Origin of the sequence: Anaerotignum propionicum (genome assembly GCF_024461735.1) — a bacterium.
GTDB lineage: Bacteria > Bacillota > Clostridia > Lachnospirales > Anaerotignaceae > Chakrabartyella.
Genome location: NZ_JANGAD010000003.1, coordinates 66,932 through 86,413, shown reverse-complemented (window position 1 = coordinate 86,413; position 19,482 = coordinate 66,932). Strand labels below are relative to the sequence as shown.

Annotated in this window: 15 protein-coding genes and 1 pseudogene; 4 read left to right on the top strand and 12 right to left on the bottom strand. The window is 39.0% G+C overall.

Going from position 1 to position 19,482, the window contains the following annotated elements:
• Window positions 1-67: 67 nt before the first annotated feature.
• From NE558_RS05345 to NE558_RS05335, 3 genes are read right to left on the bottom strand one after another with little or no spacing between them, the layout of a single operon-like run.
• Window positions 68-1,114 (bottom strand): type IV pilus twitching motility protein PilT, encoded by a 1,047-nt coding sequence (locus NE558_RS05345; RefSeq protein ID WP_256148884.1) that lies wholly within the window; start codon window positions 1,112-1,114, stop codon window positions 68-70.
• Window positions 1,104-2,822: a GspE/PulE family protein gene (locus NE558_RS05340; RefSeq protein ID WP_256148883.1), complete on the bottom strand. Its 1,719-nt coding sequence runs from the start codon at window positions 2,820-2,822 to the stop codon at window positions 1,104-1,106. The genes NE558_RS05345 and NE558_RS05340 overlap by 11 nt, the downstream gene beginning before the upstream one ends.
• A 35-nt stretch (window positions 2,823-2,857) precedes the next feature.
• Window positions 2,858-3,370: a type II secretion system protein gene (locus NE558_RS05335; RefSeq protein WP_256148882.1), complete on the bottom strand. Its 513-nt coding sequence runs from the start codon at window positions 3,368-3,370 to the stop codon at window positions 2,858-2,860.
• Between NE558_RS05335 and NE558_RS14740 the strand changes: the two genes are divergently transcribed.
• Complete coding sequence (locus tag NE558_RS14740) at window positions 3,282-3,569, top strand: hypothetical protein (protein WP_420314585.1); 288 nt, start codon at window positions 3,282-3,284, stop codon at window positions 3,567-3,569. The two genes, NE558_RS05335 and NE558_RS14740, sit on opposite strands and share 89 nt — an antisense overlap.
• Window positions 3,570-3,596: 27 nt before the next feature.
• Here NE558_RS14740 and NE558_RS14735 read toward each other — a convergent pair.
• From NE558_RS14735 to mltG, 7 genes and pseudogenes are all read right to left on the bottom strand, one after another.
• Window positions 3,597-3,668, bottom strand: a pseudogene (locus tag NE558_RS14735) (prepilin-type N-terminal cleavage/methylation domain-containing protein); the annotation flags it as partial.
• A gap of 2 nt (window positions 3,669-3,670) precedes the next feature.
• A complete protein-coding gene (locus tag NE558_RS05325) occupies window positions 3,671-4,450 on the bottom strand; it encodes a hypothetical protein (protein ID WP_256148880.1) in 780 nt (259 codons plus the stop codon).
• A 24-nt stretch (window positions 4,451-4,474) separates the two neighbouring features.
• Window positions 4,475-10,252: a GLUG motif-containing protein gene (locus NE558_RS05320; RefSeq protein WP_256148879.1), complete on the bottom strand. Its 5,778-nt coding sequence runs from the start codon at window positions 10,250-10,252 to the stop codon at window positions 4,475-4,477.
• Window positions 10,253-10,639: 387 nt separating this feature from the next.
• Complete coding sequence (locus NE558_RS05315) at window positions 10,640-11,068, bottom strand: MarR family winged helix-turn-helix transcriptional regulator (protein ID WP_256148878.1); 429 nt, start codon at window positions 11,066-11,068, stop codon at window positions 10,640-10,642.
• Between the two features lie 71 nt (window positions 11,069-11,139).
• Window positions 11,140-12,381 (bottom strand): peptidase U32 family protein, encoded by a 1,242-nt coding sequence (locus NE558_RS05310; RefSeq protein ID WP_256149153.1) that lies wholly within the window; start codon window positions 12,379-12,381, stop codon window positions 11,140-11,142.
• Window positions 12,374-13,060, bottom strand: a complete 687-nt coding sequence (locus NE558_RS05305; RefSeq protein WP_256148877.1) for an O-methyltransferase — start codon at window positions 13,058-13,060, stop codon at window positions 12,374-12,376. Before NE558_RS05305 ends, NE558_RS05310 begins: the two co-directional genes overlap by 8 nt.
• Window positions 13,061-13,076: 16 nt before the next feature.
• Window positions 13,077-14,189, bottom strand: a complete 1,113-nt coding sequence (mltG, locus tag NE558_RS05300; protein ID WP_256148876.1) for an endolytic transglycosylase MltG — start codon at window positions 14,187-14,189, stop codon at window positions 13,077-13,079.
• A 372-nt stretch (window positions 14,190-14,561) separates the two neighbouring features.
• Between mltG and NE558_RS05295 the strand changes: the two genes are divergently transcribed.
• The 3 genes from NE558_RS05295 to NE558_RS05285 are packed head-to-tail and all read left to right on the top strand — an operon-like array spanning window position 14,562 to window position 17,453.
• Window positions 14,562-15,857: a bifunctional folylpolyglutamate synthase/dihydrofolate synthase gene (locus NE558_RS05295; RefSeq protein WP_256148874.1), complete on the top strand. Its 1,296-nt coding sequence runs from the start codon at window positions 14,562-14,564 to the stop codon at window positions 15,855-15,857.
• A gap of 16 nt (window positions 15,858-15,873) precedes the next feature.
• Window positions 15,874-16,026 carry a hypothetical protein gene (locus NE558_RS05290; protein WP_157881671.1) on the top strand — a complete coding sequence of 51 codons (153 nt, stop codon included), beginning with the start codon at window positions 15,874-15,876 and terminating at the stop codon, window positions 16,024-16,026.
• A 17-nt stretch (window positions 16,027-16,043) separates the two neighbouring features.
• On the top strand, window positions 16,044-17,453 hold the full coding sequence (locus NE558_RS05285; protein WP_256148873.1) for a tetratricopeptide repeat protein: 1,410 nt from the start codon (window positions 16,044-16,046) through the stop codon (window positions 17,451-17,453).
• 142 nt (window positions 17,454-17,595) lie between these two features.
• Here NE558_RS05285 and NE558_RS05280 read toward each other — a convergent pair whose 3' ends face one another.
• The gene (locus tag NE558_RS05280; protein WP_256148872.1) at window positions 17,596-18,198 is read right to left on the bottom strand and encodes a DedA family protein; all 603 of its coding nucleotides are present in this window, start codon (window positions 18,196-18,198) and stop codon (window positions 17,596-17,598) included.
• Window positions 18,199-18,451: 253 nt separating this feature from the next.
• Window positions 18,452-19,477, bottom strand: coding sequence for a DUF2156 domain-containing protein (locus tag NE558_RS05275; RefSeq protein ID WP_256148871.1), 1,026 nt, complete (start codon window positions 19,475-19,477; stop codon window positions 18,452-18,454).
• Window positions 19,478-19,482 lie beyond the last annotated feature (5 nt).

Here is a 19,482-nt window from a genome sequence, read left to right as displayed (position 1 = left end):
TTGGAAACCGCCTTATATTTATAAGTTAGCAATTACATCTCCCCTTTCCACTCGTGGAAATTGTTTCTTATGTGATATTCCTTTTTACAAATTCCAAATTTTTTGCGGCAAACAAAGCTGTTCTGCTGGAAATCTTTTTATCACGATAAAGCTTAATAATCGCATTATCCATGGTGACAGAGCCTTTATCCGCCGTGGTCGATATGACGTTGTCTATCTGAGGAGATTTTCCTTCTCGAATCAAATTTCTAATTGCAGGATTCACCAACATGAATTCACATGCGGGAATCCGCCCGCTTCCATCCTTTTTGGGCAGAAGCTGTTGTGCCAAAACTGCCATAAGGGTTAATGAAAGCTGTAATCGAATCTGCTGTTGTCTAGCCTCAGGGAAGGAGTCAACAATACGATCCACAACCTCTGCCGCAGAACCGGTATGCAATGTTGTCAGCACCAAATGCCCTGTTTCCGCCGCTTTTAACGCCGTTTCCATGGTAATGGTATCGCGCATTTCACCAATCAAAATGACGTCGGGATCCTCTCTTAAAACAGAGCGAAGCCCTGATTCATAGCTTTTTGTATCCCGACCGATTTCCCTTTGATTGAAAATACTCAAATCCGGCTCATAAATATATTCTATAGGGTCTTCCAAAGTAATGACGTGACAATCCCTTGTATGATTAATACGGTCAATCAAGGATGCAAGGGTGGTAGACTTACCTGAACCCGTTTGTCCTGTTACAATGACAATGCCACGCTTAAGCTCCGTCAGACTCTCTACCTCCTCAGGCAAGCCCAAACTTTCCAGCACTGGAATCTTATCATTTAAAAGTCTGATTACCACAGAGGTATGATCCTGCTGACGGAATAAATTGATACGGACACGAATTCCTTCAATGGTTCTTGCCAAGTCCATCTCTCCAGCTTCCAAAAAATCTTCATAGCGATATCTGGCTAGTTCCATGGCATAATTATCGCAATCCTCATCATTCAAAATAAAATCTGCCATAGATTCCAACCTCCCATTGACACGGCATTTAGGAGGTAATCCAAAAATTAAATGAATGTCTGATGCTTTCTTATCGTTGGCATATACAATTAGGTCATCAACTCTCATAAGCATAATCCTCTGAATTCGTTATTCTTTTTGCCTCGTCAACGGTAGTTACACCTTCCAAAACCAATCTCCTGCAATTATCTGCTAGGGAAACAAATTTCTGATCACTCTGTATTATATCCGCTAATTCTTCTCTTTTTGCACCGGATGCCATGGCATTTCTCACTTTTCTATCCATAACCAAAATTTCAAATACTGCAACTCTCCCACGATAACCGGTATTAAAGCACAACGGACAACCATCTCCATGATAAAATTTATGATTTATCTCTTGAGATAGACCAATGCTTGCCAATTCTTCCGAAGATGGCGCATATTCCTTTCGACAATTGGGGCAAATTCTGCGTACAAGACGCTGAGAAACAATACCGTTTAACGCACTTGAAATCAGATAAGGCTCAACGCCAATATCCAAAAGACGATCCAGCGTGGCAATCGCACTGTTGGTATGTATGGTAGAAAGCACCAAGTGCCCTGTAATTGCGGCTCTCATGGCAATCTCCGCCGTTTCACCATCACGGATTTCCCCTACAGCAATAATATCCGGATCCTGTCTAAGAATTGCTCTTAATCCTCCGCTAAAAGTCATCCCAGTTTTTTCATTGATTTGCACCTGATTGATGCCCAAAATATTATACTCAACAGGATCTTCCAGGGTAATCAGATTACTTTCAACCGTATTCAACTCACGAATCATAGTATATAGGGTTGAGGATTTTCCTGAACCCGTTGGCCCAGCAATCAGAACCACGCCGCCTCCCTTTTGGTCAATCAGCTTCATATACTTTTCCAAATCTTCCCCTGTTAGACCAATTTTTGCTTTATCCAAAAGTTGCGTATTCTTATCCAGCAAACGGATAACAAACTTTTCACCATAAATGGTAGGCAAGGTAGACATACGCAAATCGATGTCAGCTTTTTTCACCTTAGCATTAGAACGACCGTCCTGAGGAATTCTGCGCTCTGTAATATCCATGCCGCCCATAATTTTCAGGCGAGAAATCACAGAAGCCTGCAAATCCTTGGGCACTGTCATAACATGACGAAGCAAGCCATCAATACGCATTCTAACCCGAACCTCTTTTTCACTGGGTTCTATATGGATATCACTGGCATGCTCAATCACCGCACGCTCGATCAATGAGTTTACCAAACGAATGGTTGGTGCTGATTGCTCGTCATTGTCAATGATATTGGACATAAAAGAATCGCCAAAAATAGCTACAACTGGTGCATCATCCATTTCCCGCTTCATCTCAGCAATTGCTCTAGCCGCTCCCTCATTTCCATATAAAGAGGCAATGTTTCTTTGTATAGACTCCTCTGTTGCAATCAGAGGAATTATGCGCTTTCTGCTGACTGCTTTTACATCCTCCAATGCCATAAAATTCAAAGGGTCGCTCATTGCCACATATAGGGAATCCCCCTCCAGCTTTACCGGCACAAGCCCATAGCTGTTGGCCAATTTTTTGGGTACCAACTCTGAAAGGGAGCTGGGAATAGAAATCACCGATAGGTCAATGGAATCAAGGCCTAATTGAAGCTTTAAGGTTTCAATTAACTGTTCCTCGGAAATGATGCCTTCTTCAATCAGTTCTTTACCTAAACGATTTTTTGTTTCTTTTTGTTTCTTTAAGGCAATCTCAAGCTGCTCATTGGAAATAACTCCCGTTGAAGTCAGCATATCTCCCAATCTTTTAAACTTCATTTTATCCTTAGTCCCCCTCCCTGTAATACACTATGTTAGCTTAATGTACGGAAATAAAAAGTATATTCTTTATTCAAAGCGCTGTTCTCTTTACTTTGAATAACATATCTTCCTGAAAAAACTCCGTCTTGATAGTGCAAAGTGAAAGAATCTATTACCATAGAGGTATAAATTCCACCATTTAATAATGCCACAAGTGGTGCATCATCTGCATTATCCGCCTTCTCATCAGTCAGATTTAAATAAAGCCAACCTTTTTTCAGTACAAAATGCCCCTTTACCACACTATAGTTTTCATTGGTAAATTGAATGATACCATCCTCCTCAGTAACAGAGGAAGAAAACCGCAGAACATCCGATAGAGCAGTATCAATGGTAGCTGCCAGCACCTCACCCTCAGAAACAAACAAGGATTTCTTATAAATACTGGCTGCCGCATTTACCGCAGTCGCAATTCCAATGGTTAGGATAGAAATAATCAATAAGGCTACCATAGATTCAAAAAGGGAGAAGCCCCCTTTATTTAAGCATTTTTTGATTCTTTTCATATTAAATTCCACCCTCCTTGGTTACATAGGAGGTGAATCCCATTCTATCTCCATAATAATTCACATCAAAGGTATAGGAAGTGCCACCACTTTGTATTGTTACAACTCCAGCAGTGGGAGTTTCTCTTTTTTCAACCTTCTCCAAATCCTCACGATATTTTTTATCTACTTTTTCAGCATCCAGATTGATTCTTGTTGAGGACGCGGTCACCTCTGCCAACAGCATGGCAGAAACTGTGAGAATTAAAATCGCCACCAAGGTTTCTAATAATGTTTCACCTTTTTTATTCTGTATCAATTTCAAGGGTACACCCCCTTTGAAATGGCTCCGGCATCATATGTAATTCTTGTATTAATTGTATAGACAGTAACATCATAGGTTTTTGATACCCAATCCCATGATGTTGTTCCGTCATATTCTTTAATCTGGGTATAGACCTCATGGGTATCCACATCAGGCTTCACTAGTATATCCGCTGAATCTTTATTCTGAGCGTTTACGCCCGCCTTAAAAGTCACGGTCATGGCATTGTTTACATCTGTGCTGTCATTTAGTGTCAACGAACAGGTGAGTAAGTAAGTATCTCGATCCAAGGACATTTTCAGCTTCACATCTTCCATGCCTGAACCTTTTATCACAAACTCTCTGGTTATAACTGCAGAGACTGTCTTGGGTGTTACATACTGGGTATGAGAAGTAAACGCCTCATACACCATACCTTGTAATTCGGCCCGCAACCTTGCCTCAATACCTGCTTGATAGTCCATTTCTGTACAAATCTCAGCTATATCACTATGCTTTGCAGGTCTAATTTGTAGAAGCTCCCCAAAACACTCATAGACCGTATTTGTTTCCCAACCCTTATACTCTACCCCTCCGAAAATATTCCTGAGAAGATTTGCCGCCGAGCTTACGGAGAGATACTCTTTCTGATTCTCGTCCCTTTGACGTATCTTATCAATATTTGCCGTGGCTGAGCTTAAAATAACCGAGGCGACCATAAAGCAAACGAAGAAAAGCATGAGGGCAAGCAAGATAGAGGCGCCTTTATTGCTATTTAATTTTTTTAGAATTTTCATAAAAGCACCTCTTTGGTTGACGGGCTAATAGGTAAATGTATTTGTATTGCTGTTGTAATAAAATACATATTCTGTACCATCTATTTTATTTCTAACTGTTACATTATTTAAAGTATACCAATAATCATTAAGGGAAAAAACATTTAATGTCAGTCCATCTGCATTTGTATTTCTTAGCAAAACATAAGAGTTATTTGACAATGAAACAGTATCCGTATACACCCAATTATAATTGTAATTATAATTATATGTAAATATTGCCTCCCAACTTGATAAATCATCTGCAAAAGCACTGTCAAAAACTAGCCCATACCTTGAATCGCCTCTTGCATCCGAAGGTGCATCAAATCGAGTCGTTTGATTATCTTCTAAATTCACCACTACACCGTTTGCATAATAGTCCGTTCTATACCAGCTTGATTTACTATATAACTTAATCGCTCCAACCTTCCCGCTAATTCCGATAGGCCAATCACCACAGTGATCCAAGGCTGAAAGTCTGGGATAAGGGTAAGCGCCACTCATGATATTGCTCCATGTTGCACTTGTGTTGCTTGTTGTCCAAGCTCCGGAGGTAAATACTGTTTTCAACTGAGCCAAGGATTTACTTGTTCCACCTGAGTTCGAAATAGCATTATTTATGGTTTTATCCTTTGCCCAATAACACGTTGCTGTGGTAATGCCCGTAGAACCTGTTGGAACAAACCCATAGCTTTGGGTTCCTGACACGCTGGCAAGGGTATAGCAACTCTGAACATTAGAACCAGAAGAAGTTCTTCCAATAAAACCAGAAGCAACTGCATTGGCAGACTGCACTTGGCCTAAGGCATAGCAATTGTTTATGGTTCCACTGTTTCTAAGTACAAAGCCTGCCGCTTCACCTTTCACACTGGAAATCGCTACATTCCCATAAGAATTTGTAATAGTACCGAAGTTTTGGCCAACCATACCTGCACTACCCAAGCTAGTAGTGGTTGTATTAATTGTGCCCGTAGCAAAACAATTTTTAATAGTTCCATTGTTGGTTTTGGCTACAGCCGCTAATCCATCTGAAGAACTGCTCATGTCTATTCCGATTAAAGCCAAATTCTTCACACTGCCATTTGCCGCAATAGTATCAAACAAAGGCTTTGCCAAACCGAAAACGTGGTTACCATTACTTCCCGTTCTATATCCATTGAAATCTTTAGCAGTGCCCCCTGAAAGGTATCCACCATCAAATGTGTACCCTGCATTGTTAATCCCACCTGTCATTGCGTCAGCCAAAACATCATGATCCAGCTTAATATACCATCCATTGCTTGCGGAGGTCATATTTTGAAGCTGCTGGGCTGTTCGCACCTTAAGAGGCGCCTCAGGAGCGGCCTGCAAAGCTGTTGTGGAAAGAGTATCTGCAAAGGCTCCATTTACATGAATTGTTCGTGTCCTAGGGGTTCTGATAGAATCCTCTGTTTCATCAAACCCAAATTGCACTTCCTTGCTTACCATATTGTTCTCAGCTTTCAATAAACCCAAGCTTGTTACACTAAGGCTATATAAATTATAGATACCATTCCCTACCGCAATATTGCTTTTTAGAATAGACTCCAGCTGAAGAGTCTGACCATTAGCTTTAAAGGTTCCTATATCCTCAAACAGCCGAAGGATGCCATAACCAGCACTTTCGATGGTTTTGCTGTTGGTTGTATCAAAACTTCCCACATAAGCAAGTGTATTCTTTTCATTGATATAGCTGGTAGCAAAAGTACCATCGGAATACAGCTCATAATACGTCAAATATCCGGAATCCTTCTTTGTTGACTCGTAATACCAATCTCCATAATGAACATAGGTAGTGGTTTTTTCTCTTGGATCAATAACCAATGCAGGGTAAGAATAAGCCACAGAATCTAATGATGGAGACCACGGATAAGTATTCCCCGAGGTTGCACGACCGGAACCTCTTGCATCTACGCCAGTTGCACTATCTTTGCTTGCTGGAATGGATAATGAACATAGCTGTGCATAATTCAATTTATTAACCGAGAAATCCTTTCCTGATGTGGTTCCACTTAAGGTTACTCCTGTCCCCACAGTGTTCGTTAAGTAGTAACCATTAACAAGCTTTATATTATCCTGTTTATTGATTACAGCATAAGGAACACCTTTTATATCATTTTTATCCCAGTTGCAATAAGTATATACATTGGAAATAACCATATTTCTACTGCTAGCTTGATTGTCATAAATACCATAAATATTATCAAATCCGGCACAAATTCCTGCCAAATAGGTGTTGGAGGAGGAACTGTCCGAGGCTGTTACAGTACCACCGCTATAGCAATTTGTAATCGTCCCTCTACCATTGATGGAGCCCACCAAACCACCAATATAGCGAGCTACATTGGAGCTTCGTTCCGCAGTAACCAGCTTGCTTACAGCACTGCTATTTTCGATTCTACCAAAGTTATAACCTACTAAACCACCCACAGCACAAGGCAACTTGGCGTTGCTTTTTGGAGCATAGCTTACTGTATATCCAGTTACAGAGCAATTCTTAACAGATGCATAAGAATATGTATCATCATTTCGATATTGCTCATTATCATCGCTCCCTTTTACCCCAACGTATACCAACCCTGCCAAAGCGCCTACCCCTGGATGATGTGAACCACCATCGTTGTATTCAGAGATCACATAACCTGATTTATTCTCGGGATCAGAAGCAATCATGACAATGTTTTTCAATGTTGCACCCTGCACCTCACCAAAAAGACCTGTGAATTGATATCTATCCTCATTTGTAGTAACACAGCGATAATCAATAATCGAGTATCCTTGGCCATCATAAACATTTCTAAAGTTGCTTGGTGTATAGGTTGCACCCGTTGGATCTGTAAATGCTTGAGAATTGGGACGCCCTATGGGTCTGTTTCGATATGCATTCCCACTTGCGGTATCCATCAGGTTATAGCTTATTCCGCAGTATGTCTTTGTATAGGCCCCAAAATCAATATCATTTTCCTGTCTATAATAATACCGTGTATCTTTACTATCCGTCCATTTTGTGGTGTTCCAATAATAGGCGGCACGGGCCAAAGCATTAATATGTCTTGGACTTCTAACGGAAATAGGGCGACTCTCCCCCGTTGGGTTTTTCGGAACCGCAGCCGCAGTTGTGCTGATATCGGGATTGATTGCATTCTTTGCAAAGTCAGGACAATAGAAAAAGGTATAGTCCTCAAACATTGCTTTTCCATCAATATAGCCTGTTATGGTCAAGCGGTCATAAAATCTTGCCGCGGTATTTCTATCAGTCATTTGCAATGCAAAAGGAAGGCGGAAAACCTTGGCATTAGAAATGGTATACTTTGCTCCATCTGCCGTATTTGAAAACTGTAAAGAAACCTTATCGGTAATTCTTTTTGCTGTACCGGCACTCTGGGTATCGGTTATATTAGCTGTTTCTATTTTATTTGAATTTAGTACATAATTGAATTCCGTCAAAGAATAGATTGTCATGATGGCATATCCATCCTCTACACAAGGTTCTTGCCGCAAGGTATTTAGTTTCCAGCTATTAATATCCCCTGTGTCAAAACTATCCCCTTCCGCCGTTAAGCTTGTTTCTGCATAATAGCCATAATAGTTTCCCTCTGCATCGGCATTTGCATATCTTTCATAATAAACCAATGATGTCTGCAATTTTAACTCCGCAGGCCAATCTCCATAATGAGGTAAAATTGTTCCATCCTCTCTATGTACCATTTTAAAAGGGATACTGTTACCAACCAAAGCATCACTATATGGGTAGCAATTACTATCAAGGTTCCCCAAAACCTTTAGATCTGGAAATCCTTTTGGCTGAACACCAGCATAACTAATCGTATAATCATAATTATAATTTGCCTGTCTTAAAAAATTACAATTGCGAAAGGTTGCAGTAGAGGTTCCAGCTAACCCACCCGAAGTAGCTTTATCTATAAGATTATCCCCTCTTTGCACCATGCCATAGGCACTGCAATCCGCAATCGTTCCATTGGCTGCACTTCCCACCAATCCCCCTGCATACCACTGAGCAGTCACATCAGAGGTGGAGTAGCAACCATTCATAGATGTATTTGCAGTTCTTCCTGCAAAACCTCCAGCATAGCTTCCTGTTGCATTCACCTTACCCGAAGCATATGAATCGGATATCAATCCATTGCTGTATTCGCCACAAAATCCCCCTACATAAGCATTACCCGCAACATTGATTGCGGCAAATGAGCCTTTTGTGGATGTGGCACCGCTGATTCGACCAACCAAACCACCAACATAATCCGTTCCACTAACGCGGTAGCGCGCAACGCGGTCAGCCATATCTGTAAGAGGGCGGTTATATTCATCCTTTGTTGTAAGATAAACCCCACAATTGGTTATGCTTCCTCCTTGCATTTGCCCCGCCAGTGCGCCAACATAGGCGCTCCCTGAAACACTAAAATCTACCAGCTTCATATTCATGAAAGCACAATCTTTCAGCTGGCTAAACAAGCCAATATTATTCGTTCCTGCTATCTTAAAATTCCGAATTTCATTATTACTTCCATTGAATGTTATTCCATCAAATAATGATGGGTTTGCAATGGGAGCAAAGGTATCTGAATAGGGTTTCTGGCTAGTATCATAACTACTAATCATGGAACCGGCAGGCCATTTGCTATAATCATAGTCAATTGCACTTGTCTGGGTAATAATAAGTCCATCTTTACCTGTGGCAGAATAGCTTGATGCTCTTAAATTGTTTAAATGGCGTACACTGGAAACAGCCAAATTTCCATCCTCGTCTTTTGATGCAAAAAGGCTGTTTGTAACGGGTGCGACTGCACTACCGGTAACAGTAAGACCCTCTTTGGCATAAGTCATTGTCACTGTTGCAGTAATGTTATCACCTGGTGTCAGTTTACCTCTGGTAATATTCTGAAAGCTCTCCATTCCTCCACGAACACTATCCAAAAGAACTTGAACTTTTGCCTTATCATTGCTAATCCAAAAATCTTTACCACCTTTCAATTCAATGGTAAAGGAGTGGTTAGATCCATCATCAGGTCTAAAGCTCTCATCTGTAATGGTCACAGACAAAAGGATATTCTCGGCATTTTTAATCAGTTTTCTCATGCCACTGCATTCAATATCAAGATATAAATCCTCTTTATTTACCACATTTACAGTGGGTTCAAATTTATCCGGCAGACCAATGCCTTGGGAAAGCTCTGAAATCCCCCCATAATAGCCTATCATTTTCTCTTTTCGATCACTTTTACTTCTTGAAGCAAGTGCCATTATATCATCATATGTAAAAGCTTCTTCTCCATAAAAAACGCCGTAGACATCCCCTGTTTCTGGATCCAACTCTACCAAATAATGCCCACCAGATTCTAAGGATGCATTTAAAATGGAATCATTACCTATTATATAATTAATAAAAACAGTATCCGTATCTGTAAAATAATAAAGTTTTTTCCAATCATCTGTTTCTCCATCATAATCTTGAGGTTCTTTGCCTAAAAATCCTAATTTTCTTTTGGAATAATCTACATCCTTCTCAACCTTTTCACAAAACGTATTTAGTGTTCCCACAGCTTTCATGGTTGTAAGCTTATTTTGAGAAACCAAATAAATCTGCCTTGCAACATCATCATACTTTGTTATCTCAAGGCTTCTTCTAAGGCCGGCTACCGCCGGTATGGCAATGGCGCAAATGACGATGAGTATTCCAACTGCAACCAGCATTTCTATAAGGGTATATCCTTTTTTTACTCTTTTTGAAAACTTTTCCATCATTGCACTCACTCCCTTTTCCATGAAATGATTGGCAACTTACAGCAGTAAATTTCAATCAGTAGTTACAATAATCTCATCCACATTGTAACAAAACTTTTTGCATAAAACAACAGAAAAAACATCGAAAAATCCCTGCTTAATGAAAAATAGTAATAAAATTCCAAATCTTCAATTCAAATACGTTTAAAATTTTTGTATTTAATTTATATTATAATGAATAGAATTTTAGCCCTTCCGTAACAGAAGCGTACGTATCACGAATAGAAAAAAAAGCGTTGAAAAAGCTTAACACTGCATTAAAGGATTAAAACAGGGCATTGCCCTGATACATATTAGCAATAAATCATTAAAATAAAAAAAGCAGGTCAAAAGACCTACCTTTCTAATTTATCCTGCAAAATGATTCCCATCCGCAATAATGCGCAGATAATTCTTCAACACCGCAATCTCTTCTGCAGAAAAGCATTTCAATACCTCATCATTCACGTCATCAATGATTTTTCCAATAGGTGCCTCTAAAGCTTTCCCTTTTTCCGTCGGAACCACTCTAACTTCACGTCTATCTTCCTTGTTGATTACACGATCAATCAGACCTTTTTTCTGCATGCGATCTAGCACGCCTGAAATAGTAGATGTTTCCAAGCAGAGAATCTCTGAAATTTGCTTTGGTGTAGCAAACTCCTTTTGCCACAAGCAACTTAAAACACCATATTGGGATGGTGTAATGTCATACTCAGACAACTTTGAGCTCAGATGCTGAAAAACAGAATGCTGTGCTGTAGTCAATAAATAGTTGATACACTGTGTTAATTCCATAAGCTTATCCTTTTCCCTTTACTCAATTCTACTTTATAGGATAGCTGTATTTGTGACAAAAATCAAGTTTTTTATTTAGCATCCAACACATTTTTGCGCAACATGTCGTACTTTTTCACTGGTCTATCAAACAAAATTTGTAAAATTTGCTGAGGGTGTGGTGCTGATTCCACAGGATTTCCATCTGCATCCCACATCTTAGAAACCTTCATGGTAAAGGCATTTCCCTTTGCTGGCATAACCTCAATGGTATCTCCTACACTAAATTTATTACGCTGTTCCACAATTGCAATTCCCGTTTCAGGATTGCTATTCTCTTGAACCATACCAACAAAATCAAACCCACGAATATAGGTATTGCTATTATAAATCTGCTGGTTTCCGTTTGGTTTTTCATAATAGAAACCTTCGGTATAGTCTCTATGGCTTGCCTTAGACACCTCTTCCAAATACTGAGGCAGTTTTTCACGATATAAATCAGGTGAAGTCATATAATCATCAATTGCCTGACGATATGCCTTTACCACTGTACCAACATAAAAGGGGGTCTTCATACGGCCTTCTATTTTCAGACTCATAATTCCTGATTCTAAAATATCAGGAATATGTTCAATCATGCAAAGATCCTTGGAATTATAAATATATGTTCCTCTTTCATTTTCCTCGATAGGCATATATTCACCGGGTCTTGTTTCCTCCACCAAATGGTATTTCCATCTGCAAGGATGAGAGCAAGCTCCTTTATTTGCATCTCTGCCGCTTAAATAGTTACTCAGCAAGCATCTGCCTGAATAAGAGATGCACATTGCCCCATGAACAAAGGCTTCAATATCCATATCCTCAGGGATATTTTCACGAATTTGCTTTACTTCCCCAAAGGAAAGCTCCCTGGCAATCACAACTCGCTTCGCCCCAAGTTTATACCACATGCCAGCACTCATATAATTGGTGTTATTCGCTTGGGTAGAAACGTGTATCTCCATATTTGGTACTGCTTCCTTGGCCACGGAAAACACACCTAAATCTGAAATAATCAAAGCATCTGCACCAATTTTTTCCACTGCCTTAAAATACTCCGCCATGCCTTCAAAATCTGCATTATGAGCAAAAATATTTGCAGTGATATAGACTTTGGCTCCATGGTCATGGGCAAATTGAATGCCTTCAGCCATAGTATCCAAATCGAAATTTTTCGCCTTAGCACGCAGTCCATATGCCTCGCCGCCAATATAGACTGCATCGGCACCATACAGCACCGCAATTTTCAGTTTTTCCAAATCCCCCGCAGGAGCCAAAAGCTCCGGTTTATTCAATTTCCACATGTTTCATTTCTCCTTCTGTTTCCTTTGTTTTATAACAAAGCGCCATACCATCGCCAATGGGGATGATCGAGGTTTCCAATGCATCGTTATGGGTAATTTCCCATAAAAATGTTCTTAAACGTTTGTGGATGGTACGCTGTCTCCTTGGCACACTGAAACGGGTTTGAGCAATTGTCCCCCCCTGTAAAACGTCATCCACAATCAAAAGCCCCCCAACGGGCAACAACCGTAAACAATGAGGCAAAAAGCTATGATATTGACCTTTTGCAGCATCTAAAAATATCACATCATAGGGGCCCTCTAAATTTGGCAGAATATCTGCCGCATCCCCCTCTAAAATCTTGATGGTATCCTCCAGCCCCATACGCTTAATATTGGGACGGGCATCCTTCAGCATAACCTCAAAACGGTCAATGGTGGTTACTGTTCCACCGGGTTGTAAATATCTGCTCATGAGCCCTGCAGAAAAACCAACAGCCGTTCCAATCTCCAATATATGCTTTGGCTTTTTCAGAGAAAGCAAAACACTCATCAGTCTTGCTGTCTCTAAAGGTATAATAGGAACATTGCCTTCGTTTGCTTCCCTTTGTATTTCCCCTAAAACGCCATCATACATGGGTTGTATGGTGCGTAAAAAGGTATTCATCGTATCATCTGTTACATAATTCATTTTATTCTCTCCTAAATTAGGTTCCGCTAGCCTTATATTTTTCCTTGGCTTTCAAAAAGTCCTCATAAGTTTCACAGAAAACATGATTATCTTTCCCTTTTGCCTCAACCACATAATAAATATATTTATTATCCTCAGGGTAAAGGGCTGCTTTAAAGGACAATTCTCCAGGGTTAGAAATTGGCCCAACGGGAAGTCCTTTCACTTTATAGGTATTATACGGAGAATCCACCTGTAGATCAACGGTTGAAATATCTTCCTTTACAATGCCCATGGCATATAAAACCGTGGCATCCACCTGCAACGGCATTCCATCTTTTAGTCGGTTATAAATTACCCCCGCAGCACGTGGACGCTCTTCATCCACCTTAATTTCTTTTTCAATAATCGAAGCCATTGTAACCAGCTCATCTAAAGTATGCCCACTTGCCGCCACAGCGTTTTGATATTCCTTTGTATACATTTGTTCAAAACGTTTCAACATTGCTTGAATCAGTTGATGAGCAGTGGTTTCTTCCTTAATAAAGTATGTGTCAGGAAAAAGATATCCCTCCAACTTAAACTCTCTATCCGGAAGATTTTTTAAGAATTCAAACTCAAAGGTTCCTGTATTACACTCATTCATAAATTCCTCAGCAGTACAAATACCTTTTTCTTCTGCTTTTGCAGCAATCTGCTTTGTTGTAAAACCTTCGGGTATGGTAATTTTCATTTCATCTAATACTATACCTGTTTGCAGCAACCCCATAATTTGGGTTGCGTTTAAACCTTTATCTATTTCATAAGTCCCTTGACGATAAGTACCATCAAAGCCATCAAGTCTACTACTCACACGGAAGGATAGTGCACTTTTAATTAGTTTATTTTCTTTTAAAATTTGGGCAATATCCGCCGTAGATGCCCCTTCGGGTATTGTAACTGTTACAGTTTCCCCCGTTAATACTGGTTGTTCCTCGGAGGATTGCATAAGACTCTTAAACAATCCGAAAGAAAGAAGGCCAATTACCACTGCTATTAAGAAAAATATTCCCCATCGAATATTTCTATTTCGCCGACGCTTTTTTTCCCGTAATCTACGCCTATCTATCTGCCTTTTCCTTCCTCTATTATCATCCATTTTTCCATTCATGGCAGTTCTCCTTTCATTCCCCATAAATCTGTTCTATTATACAATTTTATTCCCTTTCCGACAACCTTATTTTCCAATCTAAATCTCATCGTAAAATTCTTTTTCACTTTTCTTAATCTTATTGCAGAAAATACGAATCTTGGTATAATAGATAAAGGCTGAAAAAGATATATAAATAAAATCTATCGTTTTATAGACAGATGGAACAAAACCATGTATTTATTTGAAGGGTGCCATGACTTTGTCATCCATAAAAATTTTTGACGATTACCAAAATTTTATTCCTTTTAAGGCAAAATGGTTTTACATGAAAAGTAATGCCTTGTGTGGAATCTTATTTTGGTTTCTTTTCTTATATGATAGGAGAATATGATGAATTATCAAGAAAGCATACATTATTTAGAAAAAGAAATCGGTTTTGCATCTTGTCCTGGGTTGGAAAGAATTACCGATTTGATGGAGAAACTGGGAAACCCCGAAAAAAAAATAAAAGTCATACATGTTGCAGGTACTAATGGAAAAGGTTCCGCCACAGCATTGCTTTGTTCTATTTTGCATGAAGGGGGTTACCGAACCGCAGGCTATACTTCACCCCACCTAGCCAGCTACAATGAGCGTTTTTTGATTAATGGAGAGGAAATTTCCGATGACGATTTTGCCCGAATCATCACCAAAACAAAGGATGCTTGTTTAGAATTGACGGAAGAAGGAAAAGATGCGCCTACCTTGTTTGAAGTAATTACCGGTACTGCCTTTCTCTACTTCGCAGAAGAAGGTGTAGATATTGCTGTGATTGAAGTGGGACTTGGTGGAACATATGACGCAACTAATATAGTAGAAAACCCAATTTTAAGTGTCATTATGTCTATCAGTATGGATCATACAGAATTCTTGGGAAATACAATTGAACAGATTGCCAAAGAAAAAGCGGGAATTATAAAGGAAAGTTGTCCTGTGGTGTTGTATTCTCAAGAAGAATTAGTATATAATATTGTTAAGAAACAAGCAGATTCCTTACATGCGCCGCTTTACTGTCCAAAAGATACAGCAGTTAAAATTCACTCTCAGACCATAGAGGGAACTGTTTTTGATGTTAAAAGCCCTTCTTTTGCCTATGATAACTTATATTTACCTTTGCTGGGGCAGCATCAAATTCAAAACTGCATTACAATTCTGGAAGCTTGCCAGATTATGAATAAGAATGGATTCCCATTAACAGAATCCCAAATTCGTACAGGTATTTCAAACACGTTTTGGGCGGGAAGAATGGAAGTGTGCAAAAAACAACCGATGGTTGTTTTGGATGGTGCCCACAATGTTGATGGTATCCGACAATTATCAGAAAGTATTGAGACCTATTTTAAAGATAAAAAAATCACTCTCATATTAGGTGTTTTAGGGGATAAGGAATATGAAAAAATGGCTGAGCTGATTATACCATTTGCCAGTCAGGTAGTCTTTACCGAACCCCACAGCGAGCGCAAGCTAGAAGCTCAAACATTGGCAAAAATCGTTGCTTGCAAGGAATTGCCTTTCTACATTGAGCCTGAAGTAGAGCATGCATACGAAAAAGCTTTAAAAATAACCGAAACAAATGGTGTTATTTTATGCTGTGGTTCCCTTTATATGATTGGTGCTTTACGTTCCTATATATTTTCCGTTGAATGAAGGAGGTTACATTATTATGTTCAATTTTAAAGATGAGCTTTCAAGATATCAGCCCATCCTTGAGTTAGATCAAATTGAAGAGGCTTTACAGCCCAATCAACTGAAAGACCTGGTTGATATTCTCGAACATATAGCAAAAGATAAAAATATCAGTCCTTCCCAGGAATGAACAAAGGAGCGATAAAAATGAGATGTCCAAATTGTGGATTTGATTTTTCCGAAGGCTACCTTTGCCCAAAATGCGGGATTGACACCTTTGTTTTTCTAAAAACCCAGAAGCTCTCTATTCGTTTATATAATGAAGCCTTAGAGGCCGCAAGGGAGATGGATCTTTCAGGTGCTGGTGAAAAGTTGGAGCAAAGCCTTCTTTTTGATAAAAGCAATATGCAGGCTCGAAACTTATTGGGCTTGATTTATTGTGAAACCGGCAGAATTGCTGATGCATTAAAACATTGGATTATCAGTACTTCTATGGTAAAAGATAATAATCCTGCCGTTGGATATATGGATTTTCTACAGAAAAACGGGCGAGAAATGGAAAAATATAACGATGCCGTTCGTATGTATAACCAAGCCCTTTTATATCTGAACCATGGCAGCGACGACATGGCCATTATCCAATTAAAAAAAGCCGTAGACAGCAATCCCGACTTTATAGATGCTTATAATTTGCTTATCCTTTGTTGCATTGAAGAAAATAACTATAAACGGGCCCAGCACTTTATTGATATCGTTTTGAAAAAGGATAAGAAAAATCCCAAAGCTTTGAAATACGATAACGTTATCAATAGTGGCGGTACCAGTGGTCTGCGCAAAAAGACTCCTCGCTCCGCAGAAAGTAAGGAGGATTCCTCGCAAAAAACTGTTTCACTGAAAAAAACAGATAGCGCTCCCCCTATGCCCAGATATAAGCGTAAGGAAAAACAAATCGGCATCTTAGAAAAAAGGGATATTATTTCCTTTCTTCTTGGCATCGTATGTGCCGCAATTGCAATTCTTGTTTTAATGATGCCTGCTATGAATGAGGCAAAGGATAAATTAATTGTGGATCTGCAAACAAAAGTGGATAGCTATGCCGGGGAAACCAAAATGACACCCGATGAAGTTCTGGCTATGAGAACAGAACTTGAGACCCTGCGAAATGAAAATAAGCGCCTACGCAGTGAAGAAACAAAACAGGCTAATCTTGAATTATTGCAAACGGCATTATCTCAAATGACCGATAACGATTTTGAAACCTGTGTAGCCACATTGGATCGTATAGATACCATGGGCTTTAGCGATGAAGACATGGCGAAGTATAATTCCGTTAAGACAACGGTTTATCCAAAGGCTGCAGATAGCCTTTATACTAAAGGCAAAAGTGAATTTTTAAGTAACAAATATGCTGAGGCAAAAGCAAGTTTGGAAAGTGCATTAAAATATGCATCTGAAGAAAATTTCATTGATGATGCTTATTTCTATTTGGCAAAAATTGCGGAAAAAGACGAGGATTTGGAGCAAGCAAAAGCTTATTATCAGAAGGTTATATCTGAATATCCTGATTCCAATCAGCTTACCAATGCGCAAAATGCCTTAAAAAATCTTTCTGAATAACATAACACGGCTATAAGTATCATCAAGGTTATACAATTTATTTGATTGTTAATAAAGAAAAAAAGCGATCTTTTTCTAAAAGAAAAAATCGCTTTTTTTAAATGTCTGCAACAACCAGATAGATGTACAAAAAGCATCAACTCTAATTATTTTTCTTTCTAGACGCATTTCTAAATACAAAAAATAGAATAACCAGACAGGCAATGCCACCTGATAGCTGCCACTGATACATCTTTAAAAACGCCTTGCAAATCTCCCAATGACTGCCCAAAAAGTATCCCGCACTAATCAAGACTGTGTTCCATATAATCACACCAAAAAATGTACATACTAAAAAGGGTATTGCAGACATTTTTGCCAGCCCCGCCGGAAAAGATATATAAGTACGTGCAATGGGAAATAATCTAGCAAAAAAAACAGATTCTTTACCATACTTTTCAAAAATACTCTGAGCTTTTCCTACACCTAAGGCAATGGTTTCAAATCTCCCTGCAAGTTTATCAAACATTTTTCCACCAATTCTGCCAATCAAATAACAGAAAGTTGTTCCAAACATACCCCCTATTGTTGCAATCAGTATGGTATGAAAAAGGCTATAGCCATTTATGGCAATGACATAACCAATAAAGGGTAGTAAAATTTCGCTGGAAACCGGAAAACAACCATATTCTAAAGCTGTAGCAACAAAAATTCCCCCTGCTCCCAATTCTAAAATCAATTGCTTTATCGCCTCTATCAAACTCATTTTTTCTCCCCCCTCCATCTATCCTATGTCAAAAGAAATAGAAATAGGACATTCATCTTTCATAATTTGCCTATCGAATATTTAATTTTTATTATGCGCTTTCATATTTTACCCATTTAAATCACACTCACTAAATATTCTGAATTTTGGCATAACAAAAAAGCCCATTATCATAATAATGGGCTTTACTATAAATTAATTTAAGGCTTTCTTTCTATAGTGAAACTTATTCTCATATGGTGCCAAAAGGGATTTATTCCTCTTCCCAACCCCAAATTCCTTTCACCTGAGAAAGATCACGAGGACTAAACATATATTTTTCAATCATTTTAACAGGATGATATGCACGCTTTGCTTTACGCATCCCTTCTATACCCATATCTTCCTCACGATTAATTAGCTCTACTTCCATACATTCATTTTTCACATATTGCTGATTAATCATAGGATAGATTCCCTCAAAAGAGGCATCGGCCTTTTCAATATGCACTAACTGCAAATGAGGCTGTAATCTTTCCCCCAGAGTGAATGCTACCAGTTTATTCTCAATAAAAATAGCGCCACCTACCAGACCCAAATCTTCCATATGATTTAAAGCCAATAGGACAGACTGCCTTTCTTCTTTTAGCTCTGCACTGATTTCGTCTTTCTCCTCTTTCCATTGGTCATAAAGAGCAATGCAGTCATCTATCATAGAAGGCTCTAGCTTTCTATATTCATAGTCAGAGTATAAGGAAAGGAATTTATTCACATGATTTCTTTTTGCATGAAGCTTTTTACCTGACAGGGTCTCCAGTTTTTCTCGCTCATACACATAGTCCCATGCGATATCCGTAGGTTGTATAAATAGTTCAGGACAGGCCTCTTGCATCATTTCATAAAAGGGTGAAGAGACAGATCGAATTGTCGGCTCAACTCCAATTTTCTTCATGTAGTCGATGGCATCATAAACTGCCTTGCGATAATTCACAGTTTCACCATATTTGGGAATGGGTGCCCAGAAATAAACAGGTACACGCTTGAAATCCATTTTAATATAAAGCACGTTATCCTTTTCTGCATATTCCATTTTACCATCAGTACCCCAAATAAACATATTTGTAAAGGAAAGATCAGAGCATTCTGCTCCCCAAGGTTTCGTATAGCTTTCAATGAGCGCCTTTTTATCCAATGTAATGGGATAAAATTGAAAAGACGCACTTGATGTCTTTGTTTCTATCATATTTTTTTTAGTTTCCTCTTTCTTTTGATTATTACATAAACATTGTACTCCTGGCATACAAT